22 protein-coding genes are annotated in these 18,249 nt (G+C 67.5%); 13 read left to right on the top strand and 9 right to left on the bottom strand.

Annotated elements, in window-relative coordinates; all coding sequences use genetic code 11:
- Positions 1 to 61: 61 nt before the first annotated feature.
- The 7 genes from GDJ08_RS00625 to GDJ08_RS00595 all read right to left on the bottom strand — a co-directional run bounded on the left by GDJ08_RS00625 (position 62) and on the right by GDJ08_RS00595 (position 6,770).
- Positions 62 to 2,416, bottom strand: a complete 2,355-nt coding sequence (locus tag GDJ08_RS00625; protein WP_153164063.1) for a GH92 family glycosyl hydrolase — start codon at positions 2,414 to 2,416, stop codon at positions 62 to 64.
- Positions 2,417 to 2,636: 220 nt separating this feature from the next.
- Positions 2,637 to 3,266 carry an ATPase gene (locus GDJ08_RS00620; RefSeq protein ID WP_153164062.1) on the bottom strand — a complete coding sequence of 210 codons (630 nt, stop codon included), beginning with the start codon at positions 3,264 to 3,266 and terminating at the stop codon, positions 2,637 to 2,639.
- Between the two features lie 3 nt (positions 3,267 to 3,269).
- Positions 3,270 to 3,611 carry a type II toxin-antitoxin system prevent-host-death family antitoxin gene (locus GDJ08_RS00615; RefSeq protein WP_017357370.1) on the bottom strand — a complete coding sequence of 114 codons (342 nt, stop codon included), beginning with the start codon at positions 3,609 to 3,611 and terminating at the stop codon, positions 3,270 to 3,272.
- A gap of 69 nt (positions 3,612 to 3,680) precedes the next feature.
- A complete protein-coding gene (locus GDJ08_RS00610) occupies positions 3,681 to 4,007 on the bottom strand; it encodes a thioredoxin family protein (protein ID WP_136004815.1) in 327 nt (108 codons plus the stop codon).
- Positions 4,008 to 4,013: 6 nt separating this feature from the next.
- Positions 4,014 to 4,427: a host attachment family protein gene (locus GDJ08_RS00605; protein WP_017357372.1), complete on the bottom strand. Its 414-nt coding sequence runs from the start codon at positions 4,425 to 4,427 to the stop codon at positions 4,014 to 4,016.
- Between the two features lie 123 nt (positions 4,428 to 4,550).
- Complete coding sequence (locus GDJ08_RS00600; protein ID WP_153164061.1) at positions 4,551 to 5,672, bottom strand: alpha/beta hydrolase fold domain-containing protein; 1,122 nt, start codon at positions 5,670 to 5,672, stop codon at positions 4,551 to 4,553.
- Positions 5,673 to 5,705: 33 nt separating this feature from the next.
- Entirely contained in the window at positions 5,706 to 6,770 is a 1,065-nt protein-coding gene (locus GDJ08_RS00595) for a hypothetical protein (protein ID WP_153164060.1), read from the bottom strand.
- 332 nt (positions 6,771 to 7,102) lie between these two features.
- On the opposite strand from GDJ08_RS00595, the gene GDJ08_RS00590 reads away from it, so the two are divergent.
- From GDJ08_RS00590 to GDJ08_RS00545, 10 genes are all read left to right on the top strand, one after another.
- Positions 7,103 to 7,390 carry a RebB family R body protein gene (locus GDJ08_RS00590; RefSeq protein ID WP_026070992.1) on the top strand — a complete coding sequence of 96 codons (288 nt, stop codon included), beginning with the start codon at positions 7,103 to 7,105 and terminating at the stop codon, positions 7,388 to 7,390.
- 38 nt (positions 7,391 to 7,428) lie between these two features.
- A complete protein-coding gene (locus GDJ08_RS00585) occupies positions 7,429 to 7,698 on the top strand; it encodes a RebB family R body protein (protein ID WP_017357376.1) in 270 nt (89 codons plus the stop codon).
- A 28-nt stretch (positions 7,699 to 7,726) separates the two neighbouring features.
- Positions 7,727 to 7,993, top strand: coding sequence for a RebB family R body protein (locus GDJ08_RS00580; RefSeq protein ID WP_017357377.1), 267 nt, complete (start codon positions 7,727 to 7,729; stop codon positions 7,991 to 7,993).
- A gap of 56 nt (positions 7,994 to 8,049) precedes the next feature.
- Complete coding sequence (locus GDJ08_RS00575; RefSeq protein WP_017357378.1) at positions 8,050 to 8,322, top strand: RebB family R body protein; 273 nt, start codon at positions 8,050 to 8,052, stop codon at positions 8,320 to 8,322.
- Between the two features lie 65 nt (positions 8,323 to 8,387).
- On the top strand, positions 8,388 to 8,624 hold the full coding sequence (locus GDJ08_RS00570; RefSeq protein ID WP_017357379.1) for a RebB family R body protein: 237 nt from the start codon (positions 8,388 to 8,390) through the stop codon (positions 8,622 to 8,624).
- On the top strand, positions 8,621 to 9,175 hold the full coding sequence (locus GDJ08_RS00565) for a RebB family R body protein (protein WP_153164059.1): 555 nt from the start codon (positions 8,621 to 8,623) through the stop codon (positions 9,173 to 9,175). Before GDJ08_RS00570 ends, GDJ08_RS00565 begins: the two co-directional genes overlap by 4 nt.
- Before the next feature lie 18 nt (positions 9,176 to 9,193).
- Positions 9,194 to 9,541: a hypothetical protein gene (locus GDJ08_RS00560; RefSeq protein WP_136004821.1), complete on the top strand. Its 348-nt coding sequence runs from the start codon at positions 9,194 to 9,196 to the stop codon at positions 9,539 to 9,541.
- Between the two features lie 17 nt (positions 9,542 to 9,558).
- On the top strand, positions 9,559 to 10,611 hold the full coding sequence (locus tag GDJ08_RS00555; protein ID WP_153164058.1) for a hypothetical protein: 1,053 nt from the start codon (positions 9,559 to 9,561) through the stop codon (positions 10,609 to 10,611).
- Positions 10,608 to 11,150, top strand: a complete 543-nt coding sequence (locus GDJ08_RS00550; RefSeq protein ID WP_153164057.1) for a hypothetical protein — start codon at positions 10,608 to 10,610, stop codon at positions 11,148 to 11,150. The genes GDJ08_RS00555 and GDJ08_RS00550 overlap by 4 nt, the downstream gene beginning before the upstream one ends.
- Entirely contained in the window at positions 11,147 to 12,904 is a 1,758-nt protein-coding gene (locus GDJ08_RS00545) for a hypothetical protein (RefSeq protein WP_017356495.1), read from the top strand. Before GDJ08_RS00550 ends, GDJ08_RS00545 begins: the two co-directional genes overlap by 4 nt.
- 7 nt (positions 12,905 to 12,911) lie before the next feature.
- Here GDJ08_RS00545 and GDJ08_RS00540 read toward each other — a convergent pair whose 3' ends face one another.
- Positions 12,912 to 14,378, bottom strand: a complete 1,467-nt coding sequence (locus GDJ08_RS00540; protein ID WP_153164056.1) for a helix-turn-helix domain-containing protein — start codon at positions 14,376 to 14,378, stop codon at positions 12,912 to 12,914.
- 281 nt (positions 14,379 to 14,659) lie between these two features.
- Here GDJ08_RS00540 and GDJ08_RS00535 point away from each other — a divergent pair, with 281 nt between their 5' ends.
- Together GDJ08_RS00535 and GDJ08_RS00530 are read left to right on the top strand one after the other, a co-directional pair.
- Positions 14,660 to 15,088 (top strand): PAS domain-containing protein, encoded by a 429-nt coding sequence (locus GDJ08_RS00535; RefSeq protein ID WP_136004830.1) that lies wholly within the window; start codon positions 14,660 to 14,662, stop codon positions 15,086 to 15,088.
- A 5-nt stretch (positions 15,089 to 15,093) separates the two neighbouring features.
- Positions 15,094 to 16,623, top strand: a complete 1,530-nt coding sequence (locus GDJ08_RS00530) for a flavodoxin domain-containing protein (RefSeq protein ID WP_229296407.1) — start codon at positions 15,094 to 15,096, stop codon at positions 16,621 to 16,623.
- 19 nt (positions 16,624 to 16,642) lie between these two features.
- On the opposite strand, the gene GDJ08_RS00525 is transcribed toward GDJ08_RS00530, so the two are convergent.
- Positions 16,643 to 17,389, bottom strand: a complete 747-nt coding sequence (locus tag GDJ08_RS00525; RefSeq protein WP_136004834.1) for a helix-turn-helix domain-containing protein — start codon at positions 17,387 to 17,389, stop codon at positions 16,643 to 16,645.
- A 164-nt stretch (positions 17,390 to 17,553) separates the two neighbouring features.
- Between GDJ08_RS00525 and GDJ08_RS00520 the strand changes: the two genes are divergently transcribed.
- Entirely contained in the window at positions 17,554 to 18,246 is a 693-nt protein-coding gene (locus GDJ08_RS00520) for a DUF3348 domain-containing protein (RefSeq protein ID WP_136004835.1), read from the top strand.
- The last annotated feature ends 3 nt before the right edge of the window (positions 18,247 to 18,249 follow it).

Genomic DNA, 18,249 nt, shown 5'->3' with positions numbered 1-18,249 from the left:
CTTGCTGATCGGGAGGATGGCGCTGCGCTGCCGCCATCCTCCGATCATACGGCCGCGCGGTTCACTGCGCCCGGGTGGTGGACATCGAGTACGGCTGCTCGCTGCCCTGTGCCGGCCACGCGGTGTTCGGCGCGGCCTGCAGGGTGAAGCGCAGTTCCCCGCCCGCCATGATCTCGTCGTGGCGCAGGAAGGTGCGCTGCAGCGGTGCACCATTCAGGGTCACCGCGCCCACGTAGCCGTGCGCCGGGTCCAATCCATCGGCAATGACGGTGAAGGTACGGCCGTTGGGCAGGTGAAGTGCCGCCTTCGGCAGGAACGGGCGGCCGATGATGTACTCGCCACTGCCGGGTGCCACCGGGTAGAAGCCCAGCGCAGTGAACACGTACCACGCCGACATCTGGCCGAGATCGTCGTTGCCGGCCAGCCCATCCGGGCGGTCGGCGTACTGGGTGTCCATGATCTGCTTCAGGCGGGCCTGGGTACGCCACGGCTGGCCGGCATACGCGTAGAGATAGGCGACGTGATGGCTGGGTTCGTTGCCGTGCGCGTACCAGCCGATCAACCCGGTGATGTCTTCCATGTGCTCGAAGATGGACGGGTCCACCTTGGCGTCGAACACCTGGTCCAGCCGGGCAAGCAGCTTTTCGCTGCCGCCATGCGCAGCGGCCAGTCCGGCGACGTCCTGCGGTACGTACCAGGAATACTGCCAGGCGTTGCCTTCGGTGTAGTCGGTGCCATAGCCGCTGGCGCTGGGATCGAACGGGGTACGGAAACTGCCGTCGCGCTTGCGGGCGCGCATGAAGCCGGTGTCCGGATCGAAGGCGTGCCGCCAGTTGCCGGCGCGTGCATCGAAGGTGGTCTGCACATCCTTGCGGCCCATTGCCTGCGCCATGCGTGCGATGGTCCAGTCGTCGAAGGCGTACTCGAGGGTCTTGCTGGCGGCCTCGCCCTCCTCGTCGATCGGCACCCAGCCCAGTTCGCGGTACTGCGCGATGCCGTCGTAGGGGCCGTAGTTGGCGGTGGCCACCATCGCGGCGAGCGCCTTGTCGGCGTCAAAGCCGCGGATGCCCTTGATGTAGGCGTCGGCGATCACCGGTACAGCGTGGTAGCCGATCATGCACCACGTTTCCTGGCCGTGGAACGCCCACACCGGCAACATGCCATACGGGCTGTGCTGCTGGTGCGCCAGCAGCGAGTTGACGACGTCGCTGTTGCGCTTCTCCGGCTGCACCAGCGTGAGCAGCGGGTGCAGCGCCCGGTAGGTATCCCACAGCGAGAAGGTCGAGTAGTTCGTATACCCTTCGGCGCGGTGCACCGCATTGTCGGCACCGCGGTACTGGCCATCCACGTCCATGAACAGGGTCGGGCCGAGCAGGCTGTGATACAGCGCGGTGTAGGCGCTGCGCCGGTCATGTTCCGGGGCGTCTATCTCGATGGCCGACAGTGCCTGGGTCCACTGCTGTTTCGCCTCGGCACGGACACGGTCGAAATTCTGGTCGCCTGCTTCGCTATCGAGATTGGCGATGGCGCCGTCCTCGCTCACCGACGAGATCGCCACGCTGACCACCAGCGGCGCATCGAGTCTGCCGAAATCGAAAGTGCCGACCAGCTGGCGGCCTTCGATCTGCGGGCGCTGGGTGGGATCGGTGTGACCCGGCGGCGGGAAGCCCTTGTAGGCGATGTCCGTCTCGGTGTTGTGCAGCGCATGGCCGGTCAGCGGCCGCGAGAAGCGCATCGCGAAGTACAGCTGCCGCCCGGGTGCCCAGCCGCGGGTTTCACGGAAGCCGGTCAGGGTGCCATCGGCGCGCAGACGCAGGCGCGACCACAGGATCTTGCCCGGGTAGTCGTACAGGCTGGTACGCAGGTCGAGCAGCACGCGCGCCTGCGCACCGCGCGGGTAGGTGTAACGGTGCACGCCGGTGCGCGCACTGGCGGTCAGCTCGGCTCGCACCCCGTAGTCGTCCAGGGTGACCGCGTAGTAGCCGGGCTCGGCCTTTTCGTTGTCGTGATGGAAGCGCGAGGCGTAGCCGCTGCGGGGTTTGTCCGGGTCGCCGCGCTCGAGACCGGGGTCACCGGTGAACGGCATCACCAGAACATCGCCCAGGTCGGAGTGGCCGCTGCCGGAAAAGTGCGTGTGCGAGAAGCCGACGATGCTGGTGTCGTCGTAGCGGTACCCTGCGGCCCAGCCATAGGCTTTCTCACGCGGCTGGATGCGCGTATCCGGGCTGAGCTGGACCATGCCAAACGGCACCGTGGCGCCGGGATACGTGTGCCCTTCTCCGCCCGTGCCGATGAAGGGATCGACCGCCGCGTAGGCGCGTTCGCCCACTGTCGACGGTGCTGCCCCTGCCGCTCCGGCCACCAGCATCGCTCCGACCGCGAGCCCCCACCACCGCACCGTCCCCGTCTTTGTCATGGTGTTGAATTTAGATCGATTCAAGTTGATCCGATCCTAGCACCGGCTGGCGACGCCCGCATGCTGCAGTGCATGGGGCGCCGCCTGTGCGGGACTCACGCCGGCCGTGTGTGCGGCCGGGAAGCATCCGAGGTCACGGCAGGAAGGGTGACCGAGTGACGGGCATGCATTACAGGAAACCGCTGGATTTTCAGCGGTTTCTCACGGTTCTCTCAGCGCATCAATCGCCTGCGGCGTGCAGTTCCATTGCGCGCATCACGATCGGCTTGGCCCAGTCCGGCGTCTGCAGCAGTTCGATCACCGAGACCGGGTAGTGCAGCCCGCTGCGGTCCATCTGCAGCAACGGAAGTGGCTCCACCCTGCCCTGCGCATCGGGGGGTGCACTGTTGTCGTACACGTGCAGCGTGGCCAGGTGGGGCAGCAGGTCCAGCAGGTTCTCGCGCGCGGAATCGAACCGCGCACGGATCTTGTCGTGCGGGATATCGTGCCCCCCTGCGCTGACCCGTGCCGCCACCCGCTCGATGTGCAGCGCCACGCTGTCCAGCCCGCAGAACCAGATTTCCACCTCGTGGGTGGTGCAGGCGTCGCGCAGCAGGCGCGGAATGGTATTGCCGCCGAGGGTGGTCTCGAAGGCGAAGTCGCTGCCGTCCGCCATCGCCTCGCGCAGGCGGCGCGCGCCTTCGTTCCAGGCCGCCGCATTGGCCGCGTCGAGCGCCCAGCCCTGGTCGACCAGGCAGCGGGTGAAGGTGTCCGGGTTGAACCAGGACAACCCGTCTTCCTCAAGCCACGTGCCCAGCAGCGAGCTCTTGCCGGCGCCATTGACGCCGGCCAGCACCAGGATCCGCCCCACGGGTCAGAGAGACGGGCCGAGCGTGACCTTGCGGCCGCGGCGGATCGGCTGGCCCATCACCTTGCCCAGGCCCCCGTCGCGGCCCAGGCTGGCCAGGCGGGTGTCAAATTCGGCCCGCAACCGTTCCAGCTCTCCCGGACGTTCATCACCATCGGCACCGGCCGCCTTCGCCAGCAGCTCCTGGTATGCCTTGATGTCCACGATCACCGCTTCGGGGTGGTTGTGGTTGGTGATCACCAGCGCCTGCTTCTCGCGGACGGTGCGCATCAGGCTCGGCCAGCCACGGGTTTTGACCGACGAGGCGGTGGCCTTTTCCAGGCCAGGGACATCCAGGGGAAGGGTCATGGCAGGCTCCAGCAGGCGGGTCTTGGGGTCACTATACCCCTTTTGGCCAAATTGGGGATAAATGCCAATTCACCCCCGTGCCAGTGCCGCCAGCAGCGGGCCCAGATCGTCGCTGTCGCGAGGCCGCACCACCCGCGCCCGCTCCTGCCCATCGTGGAGCAGAACCACCGTGGGCCAGAGCGTTACCCGGAAGGCGCGCCCCAGCGGACGCCCCTTGCCGTCTTCGACCTTCACGTGGGCAAGCGCCTGGCCATCAGCCAACGCCTGCAGCGCCGGTTGCGCCGCGATGCAGTGCCCACACCACGGCGCCCCGAACTCCAGCAGCAGCCAGCCTTCGCTGGCCGCAATGCTGGCCGCCTCGGGCTCGACGGCGACGGCGTCGCGCGCGAAAGCCATCAGTGATTACCCGAGTGCGCGCTGGATGTCTTCCAGCGGCGCATTGGTGAGGTCCTTGGCGATGTCCTGAAGCAGCCGCGCCTGGGTCTCCTTGTGCAGCTGCGGGCGGATCCGGCCCAGCGTCTGCGGGTCGGCGATCAGAATCAGGTGCGCATAGCGGTTCTTCAGCGCATCCTCGTTCAACTGCGCGGCCAGCTGCTTGGCGAACGTGGCCTCGTTGAGCTGGGCAATGCTCATGTCCTGCGGCATCGAGCCGGACGGGCCCTGCCCCGATACCCCGTGTTCACTGATGTCCTGCACCTTCAGTTCGTCCTGCTGCTTGAGTACCGGCGCGTGGCGGGTGCCCACGTTGGTGAACACGCGGGCAGAGCCGCCGTCAGCGACGATGATCAGGGTGCCTTCGGGGATGTTGGGGTTCATGGTTGACTCCTTCTGCGGGAAACGGGCTGCCGTAGCGCCCGTGTCCCACCGTAGGCAATGCCATGTAAGCGCCGTGCATACGACTGTGTGCACTCCGTATGCACGGCGGTCGGTAGCGGGCGGCTACGGCTCCGGCTCCGGCAGCGTCATATCCAGGTGGCGCGCAAAAAAGCGCGCCATCACCCGATAGGCCTGCTGGCTCTCGGGCAGCCGGGCGTCCAGGTGGAAGGCGTGCCCCAGCCCGTCCCAGACATGCAGATCCGAGGTGCGCCCCAGATCGACCAGGCGCGAATGGGTGTAGGCCACGTTGCTGAGCTCGGCCGCGCGCGTGGCGGTGATAAACAACGTTGGCGGGAACTGTGCGAGCACCGCATCGGAGAACACCGGCGACACCAGCGGGTCATGGAAATCCACCTCGCCGTAGTACAGGTCTTCCGCAATCGGCAAGGTGCCGTCGGCGTGCGGCAGCAGCGCATCGTTGAGCGCAGCCGCCACATAGCGGGTATCACCGCCGTAGCGCGCGTCGCCGCCGGCGCAGAACAGCCCCGCCGCCCCCGGCATCGGCAGCGTCTCCCTGGCAAACCAGGCCAGCGATTCGCCGGTCAGCACACCGCCCGCCGAGCAGCCGAACAGGCCGATATGGCGTGCCGGGAACCGTTCCAGCGCGGCGCGGTACACCGCCGCCACGTCTTCGCTGGCGGCGGGGAACCGATGTTCCGGCCCCATCCGATACTCCACCGCCACCACCGTGGCACCGGTCATCGCGGCCAGTGGGATCGCCTCCATCAGGCCCAGGCCGTTGGCGCTGCCGAACACGAATGCGCCGCCGTGCAGCTCGATCAGCAGGCGTTGCCGCGCCGGCGAGGTCGGCGCGCTGCGCGGTTGCACGCGCACCACGCGCACGCCGTTCCAGTTTTCCGGGTGCAGGGTGACCGGATACCGTTCCTGCAATGCGGCTACTTCGGCTTCCGCCCACGCTTCCGTGCCCCGCCGAAGCTCCGGCAGCGCCTTGAGCAGGGTTGGGTTGTCCATCTTCGCGGTGGGATCGCCGCGACTGATGGCGTTGATGACGCTGGCCGTGGCCTCGGCACTCAGATACGGCGACACCGGCAGATCGAACGCCTGCACGTGGCGGATGCCAGTGGTGGGCGTGGCAGGCGGTGGTGGCTCGGCGGCCACTGAAAGACCTGTGCATAGCAGCCCCGCCGCCAGGAAGAAGGCGCGTTTCAACGATGGTTGGTGCATTTCGTTCCCTCTCGTTGCAGAAGCAGCGTGGCCTTAAGGCCCTGGCTTCCGGCGCGTAGTGCTAGGGAAAGCGCGGCCCGCAGTGCCACTCGGATTGTCCGGATCACTACTCGGATCACTGCTCGGATCACTGCTCGGATCATTGCTCGGATCATTGCTCGGATCATTGCTCGGATCATTGCTCGGATCGCTGTCCGGATCACTGACTGCCTCAGGGAACATGTCACTCAATATTCCCTTCAGGATCTGCTCGCGAGCCTGCTTCCTGAACTCCTTCCGCGCCTTTTTGGTGGGCTTGGGGCCCGAGGGGCCTCCGCTCTTCCGCTCGAGTTCGTGCGCCAGCGCATCGATCCGCTGATCCAGATGCTTCTGCTTCTCCTCATATTCTTCTTTCTGGGCCCGGATTTCATCCCGTACAGCTTCAACCCTGCGCTGGAGATCTTTGTCCTCCAATGGCTTCTTCAACACCTTCTTCAGCGCAGCACGTACTCCAACCGCCGGCATCGCAATCAACGCGCCAGCCCGGGTATGAACGATCAGTACGGACGCGGTCAGATCCGCCGCGCTTGATGCAAGAAGCATCACGTGCGCGGCTGCAGACGCCGTCGATACAGATGAAGGGGAAAGCAGCCAGTCAAGTAGATTCTTGTGCGCTTCAATCGCAGGTCGCTTCGCACTGATGCCTGCCATCGAATCCATCAACTTTCCCGGCGGCGCGACATGCGTGACATGTAGCGTGGAATACGGCCACTCGCGGCGCCGCAAAGGCGCGAAGTACGCCATCGTTGCGCGGGCGGCGTAGGCGTACTGCACATCAACCCCACACTGCTCCAGCCAGCAGTAGTGAAGGTGCTGGAGGAGATCAAACTGCTTCAGAACGGGGACGGCCGCCTTATAGTCCAGCTCTTTGACCTCCAGCAGCAGGATCCGCGCACCGTCGAGCAGGCCAATGATGTCCCCCGGATACTTGCCGCCCGTGTAGCCCTGCTGATTGGCGTAGGGCGCAAAGACATCGGTATGCACGGCGTTGCGGTCGCCGTAGACCTCCAGCGACGCCATGATGGCCGCCTGCACCAGACTCTCCTGCTTCACAGCCATCTCCATTCCCTGGGTAGTGGCCCCAATCCTTCCATATCCGCTCCTGCCGCACCACTGTGGCGGTACGCAATCGCGTGAATACAGCGCAATCGCGCATCAGTGTCGGGATTCTCCCGACAGCACCGCCCTGCTTTGCCGTCATCGGCGCCGCATTTTCCGTCATTGGCGCGTATCGGCGTTTCGGTCGTCGGCCTACTGTGACCCCACGGTGCAACGACCTTCCGCCACGTGACGCTCCCCGGCACAGCGACAGACCGGTGGCCAATGATCGGCAGGACCCGGACGCCGTGAAGTTCCGCCGTCTTGCCTACCCACAACCGCAGGAGATTCACATGGCATTCCCGACCGCCGTCAACGACCAGATCACCGATTCCGTCACCCAGGCCAACACCAAGGTCCTCGGCGATGCGCCGGCGATCGCGATGGGCAACCTGTACCAGGCCACCGCGCAGGCGCTGGCCAACGCTGCCCACAACGCCACCAACGCCCAGCAGCAGAGCTACGTGACCGCGCAGTCGGCCACCACGATGGGGGTGGCCACGCTGTACTCCATCGATACCGCCTCCACCGCCGTGGCCACCAAGGAAATCCTCAGCACCGGCGTTCGTGGCCTGGGCTGATCGCGCATCACTGACCGCTGCATAACAAGGAGCATTACATGGCATTTCCGACCGCCGTCAACAACCAGATCACCGACTCGGTGACCCAGGTCAACACCAAGGTGCTGGGCGACGCCCCGGCCATCGCGATGGGCAATCTGTACCAGGCAACCGCCCAGGCGCTGGCCAATGCCGCGCACAACGCCACCAACGCGCAGCAGCAGAGCTATGTGACCGCCCAGGCCGCCACCACGATGGGTGTTGCCACCCTGTATGCCGTGGACACCGCCAGCACCGGCGTGGCCACCAAGCAGATCCTGGGCGCGTAATCCCGCCTGACGCCAAGGAGTCGCGCACATGGCATTCCCGACCGCCGTCAACGACCAGATCACCGATTCGGTCTCCCAGGCCAACCTGCAGGTGCTGGGCACTGCCCCGGCCACTGCGATGGGCAACCTGTACCAGGCCACCGCGCAGGCGCTGGCCAACGCCGCGCACAACGCCACGCTGGCGCAGCAGCAGATGTACGTCACCGCGCAGGCGGCGACCACGATGGGCGTGTCGCTGCTCTACTCGCTCGATACCGGCGCTACCGGCGCCGCCACCCGGAAGATCCTCGGCTGATGTGACCCGCCGCTGGACCCTTCCATTCCGCAGTCGTCCCACAAGGAGCAACCACCATGGCATTTCCCACTGCCGTCAACAACCAGATCACCGATTCGGTTTCGCAGGTGAACACCAAGGTCCTCGGCGATTCGCCGGCGATCGCGATGGGCAACCTGTTCGTCGCCACCAGCCAGGCGTTGTCCAACGCCGCGCACAACGCGACCAACAACCAGCAGCAGTCCTACGTGACCATGCAGGCGTCGACCACGCAGGGGGTGTCCACCCTGTATGCGATCGACACCGCGTCCAACGGCGTGGCCACGCGGGAAATCCTGGGCCTGGGCTGATCCGGCCCGCAGGCGCGGGGGATCGCGCCTGACGTGCCGGACCATCCCGGTCTGGAACGTACGGCATGGCCGACGTCCCCGCCATCGCCGCCCTGGTCGATATCACCGACGCAGGGTCGGCGATGGCCCTTGGCCAGGCGCCCGCCTTCGCGATGGTGGCGACCTACCTGACGATGGCCGATTCGCTCGGCCTGGCCATGCAGAACGCCATCGCCAACCAGCAACGCGGACAGGTCATGGCCGGTGCCGCACTCGCACAGACCCTTGCCATGATCATCCAGAAAGGAGCGACGTCGACATGAGCGACCCAGGAACCATGAACAGCCAGATCGTCGATACGGTCAATGGCATCGTGACGCTCGCGGCCGGCCAGGCGCCCGGCCAGGCGCATGCGATGCTCGACATCGTACTGCTGGAAACACTTGGCAATGCGATGCACAACGCGGTCAACCGCCAGCAGAGCGCGAGCATGATCAGCGCGGCGGCGATCACCGCCGCCTGCGCCAAGATGATCTCCGCGCCGTTCCCGGTGCCGCCGCCACCGCCGCCGCCCGTACCGCCGCCGCCCGTACCGCCGCCGCCGCCGAATGTGGCTGCGCTGCCGGGCCCGCCGCCGATCCCGCCACCGCCGGCCGCCGTGATCGCCGCCGCCACGGCGGAAGGCAAGGCCGCCATCGGCGCACTCAAGGCGCAGGCCACCGGGAGCAGCGCCAACGCGAGCGCCGCGCAGGCAGACCTGCAGACCCTGCACGACCTCTCGGCCGCAGCCACTCCGCCTTCGCCGCCGCCGCCGTCGCCTCCGCCGGCACCTGCCGCGCCGGCGTCCGATCCGAACGACACCCCGTCCTCCTGACGCCAGCAAGGAACTCTCATGGACCCGACCAAGGTCAATGCCCAGGTCATCGATGTCATCAACCAGGTGCAGCTCGCCACCATGAGTCCACAGGTGGTGCTCACCAGTGGCGCTGGCAAGGCGTACCAGTCGGTGGCGCAGTCGGCGGCCATCGCCGTGCAGGATGCAGCCGATGCGCTGCGCAATGTCTCCACCATCGCCACCACGGCGGCCGGCGTCGCAATGGCGCAGTACCTGGCCACCGGGGAAGACAAGTACGCCAAGGCGCTGACCCAGGCCCAGTCGCTGATGCAGGGCGCCACCGACGACTTCGCGCGCGTCGGCACCGCCGCCGCGACCGTGCTCAAAGATTTCCCGGCCGGCTGAGTCCCAGGAGAACCGCCATGACCGTGACACTGGCAGGCCGCACCATTACCGACCCCGCACAGCTCTCGCCACGCTGCCAGCAGGTGCTGCGCTTCATCGACGGCGGTCCCGAATGGCTGGCGTGGGCGCTTGCATCGACCAGCCGCCGCTATGCGTTCGCCGATGAAACGCTGTTGCTGGAGACCGTCCAGAGCGGCCTGCACGCCTCGCCGCTCACCCTGTTGCCGCGGCTGATGACCCGGATCAGCCCGGTCAAGCTGATGACCCTGGGGCCAAACGATCTGGACCTGTTGGCGCGCTATGAGGCCGGGGAGCACGACGACGTGCTGGACGCGCAGATCCACCGTATCCGCACCGATCACTACCTGGCCGACATGGCCTATCTGATGACCGGCACGCTGGGGCTGCGCGAGTTCCAGCTGGAGACATCGCCGCTGTTCCAGTGCATGGACTTCGGTGAATCGCTGGCGCTGGCGGAGACCGTCATCGCCTGCCCGACGCTGGGGATCCCGCTGGATGTGATCAAGGAGGCCGGCGCCTTTGCGGCGGCGCAGGCACGCACGCCGGTGGAATTCGGCGATTACCTGCGCCTGTATGCGCGCTGCGCATCGTCGGCCTCCACGCCGGAGGGGCGCGAACAGGCCGCCACGGCGACGATGCAGGCGCTGCTGCCGGCGCTGCTCGGCGCGCTGGACTGCCCGCAGGTGGATGGCCTGCCGTCTCCGGCCGAGGTGGCGGCCAGCCTGGCCACCTGGCTGCAGGATCGCCCCGTGGGCTTCGACCGCATTTCCCTGGCCGCACAGCAGGTGGCGGCGAACACGTCCGGCGACCTTGCCGATCCCCCGGTGGCTGCGGCTGCAGCCACCGCGTACCTGGACCGCGCGCGGGCCTTCCTCACCGCGCATCGCCCCACCCAGGGCCGCCTCGCGCAGGACGGACGCCGCGGCACGTTCCAGATCGATGCCGATGGCGTGCGCGCCGTGCTGCAGGTGGACCACGGTGTGGTTTCGCTGCAGTTCTTCGGCCCCGCGCCCACCGCAGGTGTCGCGCCCGAGGCACCCCCCGCATGAGCGCCGTCGCGCGCGACGCACAGGCCGAGCGGCTGGCCACCGCAACGGCCGCCGCCCAGGAGGCCGTGCAACAGGGGCGGCGCGCTGCAGTGGATGGCGCCAGCCGTGCGCTGGCCGATGCCGAACAGGCGCTGCGCGACGCGTTGGCCACCCTGCAGGCCGCCACGCCGGCATCACCTGCCCGTTCCTTTCGCTCCGCATCCCGCCGCCAAGGAGAACCGAACATGGTCGACGACACCCCTACCCCGGCGCCAGGTGCGCCAACCACGCCTGCGCCCCCCAGCGGCCCTGCGCTGATGCAGGACACCCTGCTGATGGCCCAGACCCTGGTGGACAAGGCGATGGCCGAGAGCGATGCCGCTGTGCAGAGGGCGATGCAGGGCCTGCCTGGCGCGACGGATGCAATGGTGCAGGCGATGGACGCCGCCACCCGCGCGATGCAGCAGGCCGACAGCGCCGCCGACGCCGCGATGGAGGCCGCCATCCGCGAGGCCGACCAGGCGATGGGGGCGGCGTCGGGCAAGGAGGATCCCCAATGAAAGAGACAAGCGCCCAGCGCGAGGTGCGTCGCGAGTTCAGTCGTCGCCTCACCGCACTGATCAACAACGCGGCCAACCATCCCGGCATCCGCAAAGCACTGGTGGAATCGCTCGCCGAGATCGCCGACAGGATCGATCAGCTCGACGCATCCGTGCGCGAAAAGTTCCCCCTGCGGAAAGCGCCCCGCGCCGTACGGTTCTACATCAAGGGCGGCAATGCGTTCGATGCGATCATGGCGATATCGCGCGGTGACCATGATCTTTTCGGCGTGGGAAAGTCGGACTGGGACACCCAGGCCATCATCGATCCGTGGTTGCCTGCGACAATCCAGAACAGCCTGTACGGTGACATCGAAGACATCCTGATCGATGCACTGCGGACTGCAGGGCTCAAGGTTGCAACCGCGATCAATGCGCGGCCACAGGATGTATCGCCACTGCGTCCCGTCACTGAAGCCCTGCCCGCCGACGCGACCGTCAACTACACGCTTGCCTGTGATTCACCGCAAACGTTGAGACGGGTCTTCGATCGCGATCGTCTCGGGCTGTGGACCGATGACCGGCGCCAGCTCAGCGACGAAACGATCCCTTCGCCCACGCTCCTGCCCGGCATCCTTCTCAACGACGGAATCAAACCGTTTGCGCTTCACCGCCTGGGATACACCTGGCACGGCGAGCGTCAGAACGGCGCAGGCGCAGGGCCGGACCCGAACCTGAGCTCGCGTCCCATCCTGATGGAGCTGATCGACGTCACCCTGCCCCGCCGGGACACCATCGAAGCGGTGGCCACCTGGTCCGACCTGGAGCGCAATCGACTCAGGATCGTCCCGGGCACCGATATGGGCGTCACGTTGCCCCTGCCGGACCTGGACTACCACCTGCGCGAGAACCTGACCATGATCTGTGAGGTGGCAGACAAATCCTCACACCATGCGGACAAGCTGCCAAAACGCCTCCAGCGCATCGGGCAGATATACCAGAGCTATACAACGCCTGAGCGCCAGGCTGGCTTCCGCGACACGGTGAACGCGATGGCAGGTGATACCGTTGCCGCCGAAGGCGACAGCGCTGAAGACATGTGCAAGGCGCTGATGGATTCCATCGCCCAGCGTACCGCCGCGAGCGACGGGAACTTCTGGAAGGGACATGTCAGCACGGCGTCGGCCGAGCGCATCACCCAGGGCCGGCAACGCCTGCGGAGGACGCTGGAAACGATGAGGCGGACATTTGGTGACACTGTACTGCTCTCCGTTGCATACAGTGACGACCTGGCGATGTTCAGGGCATTGGCTGAGAATCCGTATCTGGCCATCGATCGAATCGGTTTTTGCGGAATCGATGCTGCCGCCGTGATTCGGGCCAGTTACGAAGACATCATTGGATTCGATACCGCGGAGTTCGCACGGGCGTTGGGCGCATCCAAGCGCAAGTCGAGCCAGGATGACGTGCCGGGAAAGGGAATCAAGGTTGAGTGGCAATCCCACAACACGCCGCGACCGGGTGGACCCAGCTATGAGTGCACCTTCGTGGTGTTCGACGGGCACAAAGCGACCACGTTCCTTACGCTGACCAGTGCCTCCGCGTTGCAGGCGCCGTTCCAGCGGGATCCTGATCACGCTGGCATTGAATATGCCTCGTTGCTTGACATGGACGCGCAGCGCAAAGCCGCTGCAGCGCTGATCGAAGACTATCTGGTGCGAACCGCGTTGAGCCGTCAGCACGACGCGATCCGCAGTCTTCTCGTCGTCGACTGATTCACCGTCACGCCTGCCCACCGCGTCGGTACGCGCGGGGGCAGGCGCCGACCTGGCGGCGGAAGCTGCGCTCGAAGTGGCTGAGGTCGCCAAAGCCCACACGCTGTGCGATCTCGGTGATGCGCAGACGCGGCTGCTCGCACAGCAGTCGCTTGGCCTGCTCGATGCGCAGGCATTGCAGCAGCGGTTTGAACGAGGTGCCCAGCTCGGTGCGCAGCAGGTAGCCCAGGTGCGACGGACTGACGTGCACCTCGCGGGCGAGCAGCCCCAACGACAGCGGCTCGGCATGGTGTTCGCCGAGAAACAGCACGGCACGCCGCACGGCATCGTGCAGCGGGTACAACGCCGCCGCATCGCCCTGCAGTGCGATGCCGGCCCAATGGGCGGCCGGGCGCCCCAGGCGCGGCGTCACGAAACCGGCGACGGCATCAGCAGGGGGTGCGGGCGGCCCACTGCCGCGCAGCGGCTCCCCCTCGCCCAGCGCGGCCCGGCGAACCACCACCCGTTCCAGCTCGAAGAGGTTTTCCGGCCAGGTGTGCCCGCGCAGCGTGGCGAGCAGTGCGTCGGTGACCAGCGCCGCAGGATCGAAGCCATGCCGGGCGAGCAGCATGTGCACCAGGCCATCCAGTTCGCCCGGTCGCTCGCGCAGGGGCGGCACGTCAGCCACCAGAAAGTTCAGTTCGGCCAACAGGGTCTGCGAGAACCTTCCCTCCCGCACGCGCTGCGACAGGTCGCTGCTGCACGAGGCGATAACCCGGCACCGCCTGCCGGCAGGTCCCTGCAGGCGCTGGCTCTGCAGGCAATGGATGCGGTGCGGCAACTGCACCTGCACGGCCAGCGGCAGCGCGTCGACACCGTTGAGGAACAGGCTGCCGTCCTGTGCCTGTTCGAACCACTGCGCCGGCACGCCGGACGGATCGGCGCACTGGATCTCCACGAAAGGCGCATCGTGGCAGGGCCCGGCTGCATGGATCGCCGCGGCCAGTTCGGCAGTGTCAGTGCCGAATTCACCGTGCAGGATCACCGGCAGGCGGCTGCAGGCGGCCTTCTCCACGAAGGCATCAAGACGGGTGCGCGCCGCGCAGACGCCGACCAGCAGCAACGGTCGCGACAACCGCGACACGGCCCACGCCTGCAGCTCATGGCGTTTGACCAGCAGCGCGCAGCGATGGGCGAACAGCACGCAGAAGCGCAGGACGTCGGGGCCGGGCGCCGCGCCCGTCCAGCCCAGCCGAAACTCGCCCAGCGGGACACCCGCATAGGCGAGCGGGAAGCAGCGCTGCACGGTCGCGCCCGCCCGCAGGCGAGGCGACGCGGCACGCAGATGCACCGGGTGCGCGGCCGGAACAATCACGGTTGCCTCCACCGCCCGCACGTGCAGCGCCAGCTCGCCGACCAATGCCCGCATCTGCTCCTCGAGCGGCAGTCCGGCGCGATACGCGCGATGCACGGCCGCGGTGACCTCGTCCTCCATGTCGTCTCCTCCAGGCCGCAGGCGGCGGTGCAGACGAAGATGTACGCGAGCGGCAGACAGTGCGTACGACCGTGTGTTGCAACCTGCGGTGCAGCCATCCAGCGCGGCTCGACACTGCCGTTCCGCTGCCCTGCGACGCCATGTCGCACACCCATGCGGCAGTCGCTTGACCAATGTCAACGCGGGCGTCCTGGCGCTGCCGTATTTCTATGCAGGACACGACGTCGCCGCACCGATCGCCGGCCGCGCGGCCCCAACGACACCCGCAACAGGAACCCGTCATGCACTACCGTCCCGACTCCACCCAGCTGCTGCAGGCCCTCGACAATGTCATGGTGATCTCCACCACCGACCTGCAGGGCACCATCACCTACGCCAACGACCTGTTCTGCACGCTCACCGGCTTCCGGCGCGAAGAACTGATCGGGCAGCCGCACAGCATCGTGCGGCACCCCGACGTGCCCAAGGCCGTCTACAAGGACATGTGGGACACCATCAAGGCCGGCGGCATCTGGACCGGCATCGTGCCGAATCTGGGCAAGGGCGGCGTCCTCTATGTCGTCGATACGACCGTGCAGCCGCTGTTCGACCCGGAAGGGAACATCACCGCCTACATCAGCATCCGGCGCGTGGTGAACGATCTCATGGCTGATTTCGACGCCGTCGAGTTCAGCAAGGAGAAGTTCGACGACGCCTACGCCGCTGCATGAACGCGATGGCGCCGATCCAGCGCGTTCTGCTCGGCTACGGCTCCGAGTCGGGGACGGCGCGTGCTTTGGCCCGGCGCCTGGCGGACCACCCTGCACTGCACGGCCACTCGCCCGAGGTGCTGGCGCTGAATGATATCGACGTGGCGCAGCTTGGCCAGGGCGATGTGCTGGTGGCTGTAGCCAGTTCATTCGGCGATGGAGAGCCGCCGGCCAACGGCGAGCGCTTCGTCGCGGCACTGCGCCAGGCGCACAGCCTGCAGGGTCTGCGCTATGCCGTGTTCGGGCTGGGCGACACCGGCTACCCGCGCTTCTGCGGTTTCAGCAAGGCGCTCGATGCGTTGCTGGGCAAGCGCAACGCCCTTCCCCTGCTGCAGCGGGTGGACGCCGATGCATGCTATCCGGCGTTTTTTGACCGCTGGGCCCCGGCACTGGGAGAGGTGCTGGCCGGCAACGGCACGGCGGCGCAGGATCTCTGCCTGCAGGTGACGGCGTACGGACAGGACCATGCGTTCAACGCCCCGATCGTGGCGCGCGAACGCCTGAGCCGGTCCGATCCCGCGGCGTGGCACATCACCCTGGACCTCACCGGCAGCGGCATCGTCCATCAGGCAGGCGACACGCTGCATGTGATCCCCGACAACGACCCGGCGCTGTTGCAGGCGCTGGCGGCGTGGTACCGCGACTCCCGGGCGGCTCTCGTCCTGGCCGACCGTGAAATGCGGTTGCCCGGACGCGCCGTGCTGCGCGAGATCGCCCGGCTGGGCGGCAGCGAGCCGCTCAGGCAGCTGCTCAAGAGCAGCCAGCGTGCCGCGCTGGAGGCCTACCTGCACGGACATGACCTGCTGGATATCCTGCAGGACCACGCCCATCCGGACACCGTTCCGCTGCAGCGGCTTGCGGCCCTGCTGTCGCCCTGTCTGCCCCGCGCGTACTCCATCGCTTCGGCCGGTGGGCAGGCACAGGTCGCGCTGTGTGTACGCGAGGTCCGTTACACCCGGCGTGGCCGCGAACGGCGCGGGGCCGGCACCGGAACGCTGCTGCAGGGCACCGGTTCGGTTCGGGTCTACTGCCGCGCCAATCCCGGTTTCCGCCTGCCCGATGACCCGGAGTGCCCGCTGCTGCTGATCGGTACCGGTACGGGCATCGCGCCGTTGATGGGCCTGGTCCAGGAGATGGCGGCCGGCGACCGGCGGCGCGAGATCTGCCTGGTGTTCGGCGAGAAGCGCCGCGCGGATGATTTCCTGTACCGCGCGCAGTTGCTGGCCTGGCAGCAGGCCGGACACCTGACGGCGCTGTTGACCGCGTTCTCCCGTGACGGGCAGGCCAAGTACTACGTGCAGGATGCGATCGGCGACCACGCTGCGCCCATCGCTGCATGGCTCGACCGGGGCGCCCACCTGTATCTGTGCGGCAACCGCCGGCACCTTGAGGCAGCAGTACGCGGCGCCATCGACGGCGTCGTGGCGGCTACCGGGTCGCCGCACGGCTGGGAGGCGCTGGCCGCGCAGGGGCGGCTGCACTGCGAGCTGTACTGACCCCGGCGGTAACCCAGGCTCATCCGGCGTCGGCCGACGCCACCAGCGCGGCAAGTCGATCCGGCCGCCGCAGCAGCACGTCGCGCTGCCGGATTTCGATCAGACCATCGTCCTGCAGGCGCCGCAGCACACGTGTGGTGGTCTCCGGCGCCATGCGCAGGTAGTTGGCGATGTCGGTACGAGCCATCATCAGCGTGAAGCGGGTGGCCGAGAAACCCCGACGCGCATAGCGGCCGGACAGGTCCAGCAGGAACGCCGCCACCCGCGCGTCGGTGCGGTGATTGGCCGCCAGCATCGCCACCTTGCCGATTTCGGCGCTGAGCAGGCTGAACAGCCGCGCCTGCAGGCCGGGCATGCGGGTCGCCAGCAGGCTCATGCGCGGAAACGAGAACCGGCACAGGTAGACGGTGTCCAGTGCTACCGCATCGCAGGGATAGCGCCCGTCATGAATGGCATTGAGGCCGATCACCTCGCCCGGCAGGCTGAACCCCAGCACCTGCTCGTGGCCCTGGCTGTCAATGACGGTGGTCTTGACCATGCCGGCACGGACCGCGGCGATGGCGTCGAACGGTTCCCCTGCGCGGAACACCGGCTCGCCGGCATGGAACGGGCCCACATGGTCCACCAGCACATGCAGCTCGGAGAGCGCGCTCTTGTCGTAGCCCTGCGACGCACAGGCGTCGGAGAAGGCGCAGGTGCTGCAGAACCGCAGCGCATCGCCATCATCGGCGGCGGCCGGGTTCGGGGTGGACGGTGAAGACGACATGGCCAGGAGCGGCGACCGGAGGCACAGGAAAAACGAGGGCCGATGATACGCGATGCGCCGCCGGCCCCTGCGGCGCAAGGCCGCACCCAGCGCTGCCGGCTGAACGCCCGAAACCGGCGCCCCCTGCCGATCACGTGTAAAATTCGCCGTTTTTACGCGGGATCATGCCCATTACGCCGCACCGGACGCCTGTAGCGGGCCCGGCCTTCATCCGCCTGCTGTCCGGGCTCATGGACGGCGGGATCGCGCTGTCCAGCCCCGACCTGTCCGACCGCCTGAGCCAATGGGTGGACTGGACCCGGGCGGTGGCGTTGTCGCGCGCGCTCGACGGCCGCCTGCCCCCTGCCCCCGCGCCTGCCTCGGTGTTCGACGCCGCCGAGGACGCGGCGTGCGTCCGTGTCCGCGCGACGTTGATGGCCTCGCTGCAGCAGGACGCCGAGACGGAGCGCGCGGTGGCCGAAGGCGCGGACGCGGCCGTGTTCAGCCGGCGCTACCAGGCCCAGCAGCGGGCGATGATGGCCGCGACCGGGCGGCTGCGTGGCCGCCTGCGCGACATGCTTGCGGCACGGTCGCCGGCGCTGGCGCGGCTGGCGGAGATCGACGCGGTCATGGAACAGACCCTGAGCCCGCGCGAGAACGCCCTGCTGGCCGGCATCCCCGACCTGCTCGCTGCGCACTTCCAGCGTCTGCAGGACGCGGCCGAGCCTGCGCCGACGGCGGAACCGGCCACTGCCCCACCCCTCGTTTCCACCTGGCGCACCGCGTTCCGCATCGATATGCAGAACGTCGCGATGGCCGAGCTGGACGTTCGTTTCCAACCGATCGAAGGCCTGCTTGCAGCGCTTCGGCCCCGATAACTG

This window comes from Stenotrophomonas nematodicola, assembly GCF_009467805.1.
GTDB lineage: Bacteria > Pseudomonadota > Gammaproteobacteria > Xanthomonadales > Xanthomonadaceae > Stenotrophomonas > Stenotrophomonas nematodicola.
Note: the sequence above shows the minus strand (reverse complement) of the source record. Positions and strands in the feature narration are given on the sequence as shown.